Annotated in this window: 3 protein-coding genes and 2 pseudogenes; 3 read left to right on the plus strand and 2 right to left on the minus strand. The window is 60.1% G+C overall.

What is annotated here, in order from left to right; translation table 11 throughout:
- Positions 1-149 precede the first annotated feature (149 nt).
- Both istA (EOA27_RS21160) and EOA27_RS21165 read left to right on the plus strand, forming a co-directional pair.
- Positions 150-1,412: an IS21 family transposase gene (gene istA / locus EOA27_RS21160; RefSeq protein ID WP_127257072.1), complete on the plus strand. Its 1,263-nt coding sequence runs from the start codon at positions 150-152 to the stop codon at positions 1,410-1,412.
- Positions 1,409-1,861, plus strand: a pseudogene (locus tag EOA27_RS21165) (ATP-binding protein); the annotation flags it as partial. The gene istA (EOA27_RS21160) and the pseudogene EOA27_RS21165, both read left to right, overlap by 4 nt.
- Positions 1,862-1,965: 104 nt before the next feature.
- Here EOA27_RS21165 and istB read toward each other — a convergent pair.
- Both istB and istA (EOA27_RS21180) read right to left on the minus strand, forming a co-directional pair.
- Positions 1,966-2,742 carry an IS21-like element helper ATPase IstB gene (gene istB / locus EOA27_RS21175; RefSeq protein ID WP_127257076.1) on the minus strand — a complete coding sequence of 259 codons (777 nt, stop codon included), beginning with the start codon at positions 2,740-2,742 and terminating at the stop codon, positions 1,966-1,968.
- Between the two features lie 17 nt (positions 2,743-2,759).
- Positions 2,760-4,313, minus strand: a complete 1,554-nt coding sequence (gene istA, locus EOA27_RS21180; RefSeq protein ID WP_127257078.1) for an IS21 family transposase — start codon at positions 4,311-4,313, stop codon at positions 2,760-2,762.
- 125 nt (positions 4,314-4,438) lie between these two features.
- Between istA (EOA27_RS21180) and EOA27_RS21185 the strand changes: the two are divergent.
- A pseudogene (locus tag EOA27_RS21185) lies at positions 4,439-4,894 on the plus strand (ATP-binding protein); the annotation flags it as partial.
- Positions 4,895-5,089 lie beyond the last annotated feature (195 nt).

The following is a 5,089-nucleotide window of genomic DNA, read 5'->3' on the forward strand; positions in this document are numbered from 1 at the left end:
CACCAGCGCCGCTCCGATTCCGATCAAATCGGGACGGACTATCGACGCCGGAGCGAAAGCCGCCAGTTCCGGGACGCGTGCCGGAACTGGCGGCTTTCGCTCCGGCGTCGATAGTCCGTCCCGATTTGATCGGAATCGGAGCGGCGCTGGTGGTCCAACTTGGAGAACTTCTGATGATATTGGATTTGCACCGTCAGGGCCTGTCCGTGACCGCGATTGCTCGGCGAACGGGCCGCGATCCCAAGACGGTCCGCAAATACATCGAGCGCGGGCTCGAACTTCCCGCCTATGGCCCGCGACAGGCGGGGCGGCCAAACAAGATCGTGCCCTTTGTCGACTATCTGCGCGAACGGGTCTCGGCCTTTCCCGATCTGAGCGCCGTGCGCCTGACGCGCGAGATTCGTGAGCGCGGCTATGACGGCGCCTACACCGCCGTGAAGCGCTTGGTGGCCGCAATCCGACCGCAGGAGCAGGTGCGTCCCTTCGAGGTGCGGTTCGAGACCCCGGCCGGATATCAAGCACAGATCAACTTCGCGCGCTTCGTCACCGAGTTCACCGACGCGCCGGGCGTGACGCGCATCGTCTGGCTGTTCTCGCTCGTGCTTGGCCACTCGCGCTACATCTTCGCCCGCTACGTCATGCACCAGGACCTGCAAACGCTGCTGCGCTGTCACATGCAGGCGTTCGACGCCATTGGAGGAGTACCGATCGAGATCCTCTACGACAGGATGAAGACGGCGGTCACCGGCGAAGATAACGAAGGCCACATCATCTACAATCGCTCGCTGCTGGCGCTGGCCAGGCACTTTGGCTTCCAGCCCAGAGCCTGCCGGCCGTATCGCGCCAAAACCAAGGGCAAAGTCGAGCGACCATTCCGCTATATCCGCGAGGACTTCTTCCTGGCCCGCAGCTTCCGCAATCTCGAGGACCTGAACGAGCAATTGCGAGATTGGCTCGACACCGTCGCCAATGCTCGCCTGCACGGCACCACGCAACGCATCGTCAGCGAAGCCTTCGCGGCGGAGCAGCCGGAACTTCAATCTCTCCCGGCAGTTCCCTTCGACGCGCTTCTCAAGCTGGAGCGTCGCGTCAGCCATGATGGTCTCGTCTCGATCGGCGGCAACTACTACAGCGTTCCCGATCGCACCCGGCGCCTTGTCGAGGTTCACCAGCTTGCCGACTGCATCCGCATCCTCGACGAAGGCCGGCTGGTCGCCAGCCATCCTGTGCTCGAGGGGCGCCGCCAATATCGGATCGATCCTGCGCATCGTCAGGGGTTAGCTCGCCACGCCGCGAGGAAGACCGCCCCGGATATCATCGTCGGCCGCCTCGGCGATCATGTCGCCCGGCGCTCGCTCGACTTCTATCAGGCCATCGCCGAGCGACTGGCCGTCGCGGGGAGCCGGTCATGACCATGCACGCATCCACGATCGACAGCATCAGGAAGAGCCTGGTCGGGCTGCGCATGCCACGGGCGCTCGAAGCGCTTGACGCGACCCTGCGGCGCATCGAGCAGGGCGAGATCGACGGCATCCAGGCCTTCGACGAACTTCTGGTGGAAGAACTAACTCTGCGCGAAAGTCGGCGCATCAAGGCTGCTCTGATGATGGCGCGCCTGACCACCATCAAGACGCTCGCCGGCTTCGACTTCGCTTTCCAGCCATCGCTCGATCGGAACCGCATCATGGCGCTGGCCGAACTGAAGTTCATCGAGCGGGCGGAGGTAGTCCATCTTCTCGGCCCGCCCGGCACCGGCAAGAGCCATCTGGCGACCGCGCTCGCCGTCGAAGCCGTCAAGGCCGCAAAGAGCGTCTACTTCTCCACGCTCGCCGACATTATCGCCTCGCTGGCCAAGGCCGAGTGCGGATTTCGCTAAATTGGGACAGCGGTTTCAGTAAGTCGCGGACAAGCGTTTCGCAAAGTCGCGGACAACGGAGGGATCGAGTTCCGTTTGCCTTGTTGCTGTTAGGAGTGATTGATTTCGGTTATTTCGCCGCCGGTCAAGAGTGTGGGTGTTTTTCGCTTTCGCATGCTGTCGCCTTCGAGCGTTATGCGGTGGGCGTTATGAACGATGCGGTCCAGAATTGCGTCAGCTAAAGTGGCCTCTCCGATCATTTCATGCCAGGCGGCTACGGGAATTTGAGCCGTGATCAGCGTCGATTTTCGCCGGTACCGCTCCTCGAAGATTTCCAGCAGATCGAGGCGCTGCCGATCGCTCAGCGTATGCGTTCCCCAGTCGTCGAGGATCAGCAGTTGGACACGGGCAAGCTTGTCGATGAGGCGCGGAAAGCGTCCGTCGAGCCTGGCAAGTGCGAGATCTTCGAAGAGCCGCGGCATTCGAACGTAAAGCACGGAATAGTCGAGCCTTGCCGCCTGTCTTCCAAAAGCGCAGGCAATCCAAGTTTTTCCGGTGCCCGTTTGGCCTGTCAGAATCAAGTTCTCGTTTGCCTTCAGCCATGCGCCTTGCGCCAAGGACAAAACGTTGCGGCGATCAAGACCGCGGTGCGTGCTAAAATCGATGTCTTCGATCGATGCATTGGCAAAACGCAGCTTTGCAGTTGCCAGCCGATTGGTCAGTCGTTTGTCTGTTCTCAGTGCGATCTCGCGGTCGAGCATCAGGCCGAGCCGCTCGTCAAAGCTGAGGTCGTTGCCATGGATCTGCTCGGCAAGCTCGCGATAGGCCGTTGCCATTCCGGCAAGGCCGAGCGTGTGCATTTGATCTAGGGTTGGATGTGTCAGCATCTGGGTGTCTTCCTTTCTCATTGATAGTAGGTTTTGCCGCGGATATTGCCGTGCGGCGGTGCCGGCTTGACGGCCTCGCTTGCGGGTGGAGCTTGGTCGAGACCCGATTTGAGAATGTTGGCGACGGATGAATAGCTCAGTGCATTGATGGTCAAGGCACGCTCGCACGCTGTTTCCAGGCGATCGGATTTGTAGCGTCGCGCCAAGGAAAGGACGCCCTGCGCGGATCGATAGCCTTGTTCCGGATGCGGGCGGTCACTCAGCAGACGCTCGATAAATATCGCCGTATTGCTTCCGACTTTTGCCGCTTCCTTGCGCAATGTGTGAGGCGTCGTGTTTGCATAGCGCTGGTGGGACTTCGGCATATGCTCATTGACGGTGATGTGGCCCGAGCGCTGCGAGCTTCTGATGTGGCTGGCGATCCGCTTATGGTCAAAGAAGATCTCGACTGCCCGGTAGGTCAGTCTCACATCGACCCGCCTGCCGATCAGACCGTGCGGCACGGAGTAGAAGGTCTTGTCGACTTCGACATGATAGTCGGGATGGACCTTGGCGACTTTCCATTCCGCATACTCAAATGGTGTTGCCGGCAGTGGCTTGAGCTGGGTGCGTTCGACCTCATCAAACAACGCACGGCGGGATTTGCCGTAACGGCGCATGGTGCGACCATTGAGGTCCTCGATCAAAGCGCTGATCCGGATATTGAGATCAGCAAGGCTGAAGAAGCGTTCGTTTCGAAGCCTGGCCAGCACCCACCTCTCGACGATTAAAACCGAACCTTCGGCGGATGGCTTATCCCGAGGACGTTTCGGCCGTGCTGGAAGGATGGTCGTATCGTAGTGTTCGGCGAAGGCGGCAAAGGTCGCATTTAACGTCGGCTCGAACCAAAGCGCCTTAGCAACCGCGGATTTGAGATTGTCGCAGATCGTCGTCTTGGTCACGCCGCCGAAGTAACTGAAGGCCCTTTGGTTCGCTTCGATCCAATCCGGCAGCTTCTGGCTGAAGCTCGCATAAGAGAACGTCAATTGCGACGCGCTCAGCACCGCGACGTAAATCTGGGCCGCGTAGATCTCTCCTGTCGACGGGTCGATAATGGGGATCGTGTGTCCAGCATAGTCGCACTCCATCGCGACGCCAGCAACGTGTCGGTTGCGATAGGTGGGTTTGACGCGGCTTTCGTATTCGCCAAAACGGCCGCAGAACCAGGTGTAGCCATAGCCGTCCACATGGGTCTCACGATATTCCTGCCACAGAAGATTGAGCGTCACGCCTTTCCGCTTCAGCTCGCTGGCAATCTTCGGCCAGTCCGGCTCATCGATGTCGCGCGGCGGCCGTCCCATCCGGCGAAAGAGCCGTCGCTCCAGAACCTCGTCATCGTCCAGTCCAGGCGGCAGCGGCCAGACCGCAAGTCCGACTTCCCGCGCCCGCAGCAGATACGTCGACACCGACGTCTTGCTGATCTTCAAACGCTCCGAAACCGCCCGCACAGGCAGGCCCTGCTCGAACGTCAGCCGCAGTATCGATCGGATATCCTTCACGCTCGTATGTCTCGCTCGCTTCCGTCTCGGCATTGATGTCCTCGCTTCGAATACGAGGGCAAAATGCCAGATCGGCGCTCACGAAAATCGACCCAATTCCGCTGCCGGCTTTGTCCGCGACTTACTGAATTGCGTGTCCCGGACTTACTGAAATCCGTGTCCGCGACTTACTGAAATCCTTGTCCCGGACTTTGCGAAGCCCGCAGGCCGAGCGCGAGGGGCAGTTGCGCGAGCGTATCCGCTATCTATGCCGCGCATCCCTGCTGGTCGTCGACGAAATCGGCTATCTCCCGGTCGTGCCCGGCGGCGGCAATCTCTTCTTCCAGCTCGTCAATGCCCGCTACGAGAAGGGTGCCATGATCCTCACCTCCAATCGTGGCTTTGCAGAATGGGGCGAAGTTTTTGGTGATCCTGTTGTCGCAACAGCACTGCTCGACAGGCTTCTTCATCATGCCGTCGTCGTGCAGATCGAAGGATCGAGCTACCGATTGCGCCAGCACGCTGATCTTGTTCCCGAGCATGTTCGCTCCAAAGCGCTCATCAATCCGCCGCCACCGCCGAAAAAGCGTGGCCGCCCAGCAGGACTGAAACCGACCGATCCAGAAGCCGGCTGATCACCGAGACCTTCACCCGCAAACTAGGGAAAATTGGATGCCCACATCTGCGGAAACTTCGGTGCCCATTGACAGCAGCCGGCCCAGAAGCCAGCGCTCGACAATGCGCACCGCAGCCTCGACTTTCGCCTTGGATAAAGCCGTCAACTGCAGCCCGTGTGGGGACGACCGGCCTCACGGTCCGCATTACTCACC

The organism is Mesorhizobium sp. M2A.F.Ca.ET.037.01.1.1 (assembly GCF_003998075.1).
GTDB lineage: Bacteria > Pseudomonadota > Alphaproteobacteria > Rhizobiales > Rhizobiaceae > Mesorhizobium.

Coding starts and splice junctions, on each gene's coding strand:
- istA (WP_127257078.1), bottom strand. CDS start 4,313: ATGCCGAGACGGAAGCGAGCGAGACATACGAGCGTGAAGGATATCCGA.
- istB (WP_127257076.1), bottom strand. CDS start 2,742: ATGCTGACACATCCAACCCTAGATCAAATGCACACGCTCGGCCTTGCC.